Below are 2,001 nucleotides of genomic sequence, written 5' to 3'. Positions count from 1 at the left end.
ACCTTGTAATACACCATGAAAGTTTTCCCAATCATAAACTTTTATATGAAATTTGTTTAAATCTTTAAAGGCTCTTCTCGGTGGCCATGCTTTAAACATCCATTTCATTGCCACCGCTTCGTAAAGGTAAACCTTGCCTGTTTTTCGATTAAAACGAATTGGATTACTTACGGGGGCATAGTGACCAAAAAGAAGAGTAAAGAGAGTGAAATAAAGTACCAGACCTAATCCAATAGATGCAAAAAAATATATTATTGCCATGAACCAATAAAGTTTTAATTCAGTTAAAAAATAAAAAAATAACGAAATAAGCAAAATTTCTCCACTTCCGAATAAAAAAAATCCAATATAAGGTCCGATAATTTTTCGTTTACGATAGATTTCAAGGTAATTATCCGTCGCACATGCAATATAATTAGCACGACGCTTATTCCCTGGTCCGCCCCCGTTAGATAAATCACTTTTCCAACAAACAATTGGTGGTTTGTAACATGATGGCATTTTTTGCTCCTGCTATACTGATTGTTTTGCTTTCCGTTTTTTAAACTAACGTTAAGATTATTCAACCAGATACACGGTTTTTGTTAGTTCATACTCTTGTTCTATTTGAGCTAGCTCTTCTTTTGAGCCCGCTTTCGATGCCTTGTCTAAACCTTCAATTTGTCTCGAGGTGACTTTTAACTTCGGTTTGACTTGCATAAAGGTTTTGGCATCCCAAGGTTTATAATCAACGTATTCTAAACCTGCTTGGTCTAAGGGTTTATCTGTGTTCCTTCCCATAAAATGACAGATCCAATGCCAATCCATCGTAAAACAATCCGTTTCACGGATATAAATATATTCAATCACTTTATAACTTTTGGGCTCACAAGCAGCCCCAATTAACGTATAACTTTCAAAGCTACCACCTTTTACATTAACCACTGTCGAACCTTGTAATACACCATGAAAGTTTTCCCAATCATAAACTTTTATATGAAATTTGTTTAAATCTTTAAAGGCTCTTCTCGGTGGCCATGCTTTAAACATCCATTTCATTGCCACCGCTTCGTAAAGATAAACCTTGCCTGTTTTTCGATTAAAACGAATTGGATTACTTACGGGGGCATAGTGACCAAAAAGAAGAGTGAAAAAAGTTAAATAAACAACCAGACCTCCTCCTAAAGATGCAATAAATGACAATATCACGGCAAGCCAAGGAATATTATTTTGATTTAAACAAACAAAAAAAGCCAAAATAACCGAAATTTCTCCACCTCCCAATAAAAAAAATCCAATATAAGGTCCGATAATTTTTCGTTTACGATAGATTTCAAGGTAATTATCCGTTGCACATGCAACATAATTAGCATGACGTTTAACCGGCCCCCCCCCTTTAGATAAATCACTTTTCCAACAAACAATTGGTGGTTTGTAACGTGATGGCATTTTTTGCTCCTGCTATCCTGATTGTTGTGCTTTCCGTTTTTTAAACTAACGTCAGGATTATTCGACCGGATACACGGTTTTTGTTAGTTCATACTCTTCTTCTATTTGAGCAAGCTCTTCTTTTGAGCCCGCTTTCGATGCTTTGTCTAACCCTTCAATTTGTCTCGAGGTTATTTTTAACTTCGGTTTGACTTGCATAAAGGTTTTGGCATCCCAAGGTTTATAATCAACGTATTCTAAACCTGCTTGGTCTAAGGGTTTATCTGTGTTCCTTCCCATAAAATGACAAATCCAATGCCAATCCATCGTAAAACAATCCGTTTCACGGATATAAATATATTCAATCACTTTATAACTATTAGGCTCACAAGCAGCCCCAATTAACGTATAACTTTCAAAGCTACCACCTTTTACATTGACCACTGTCGAACCTTGTAATACACCATGAAAGTTTTCCCAATCATAAACTTTTATATGAAATTTGTTTAAATCTTTAAAGGCTCTTCTCGGTGGCCATGCTTTAAACATCCATTTCATTGCCACCGCTTCGTAAAGATAAACCTTGCCTGTTTT

3 protein-coding genes are annotated in these 2,001 nt (G+C 35.7%); all 3 read right to left on the bottom strand.

Features of this window, described 5'->3' with window-relative positions; genetic code table 11:
- Nucleotides 1-501 (bottom strand): DUF6708 domain-containing protein (locus A9G10_RS10480; protein WP_218837398.1); only part of this gene is annotated, 501 nt, incomplete at its 3' end.
- Nucleotides 502-558: 57 nt separating this feature from the next.
- Nucleotides 559-1,428 carry a DUF6708 domain-containing protein gene (locus tag A9G10_RS10475; protein WP_065559511.1) on the bottom strand — a complete coding sequence of 290 codons (870 nt, stop codon included), beginning with the start codon at nt 1,426-1,428 and terminating at the stop codon, nt 559-561.
- 57 nt (nt 1,429-1,485) lie between these two features.
- Nucleotides 1,486-2,001: DUF6708 domain-containing protein (locus tag A9G10_RS12845; RefSeq protein WP_179855834.1), on the bottom strand; the 516-nt coding region annotated here is incomplete at its 5' end.

It is taken from the genome of Gilliamella sp. wkB308 (genome assembly GCF_001690185.1).
Classification (GTDB): domain Bacteria; phylum Pseudomonadota; class Gammaproteobacteria; order Enterobacterales; family Orbaceae; genus Gilliamella; species Gilliamella apicola_I.
This window is presented reverse-complemented; position numbering and strand designations above follow the sequence as displayed.

Coding starts and splice junctions, on each gene's coding strand:
- A9G10_RS10475 (WP_065559511.1), bottom strand. CDS start 1,428: ATGCCATCACGTTACAAACCACCAATTGTTTGTTGGAAAAGTGATTTA.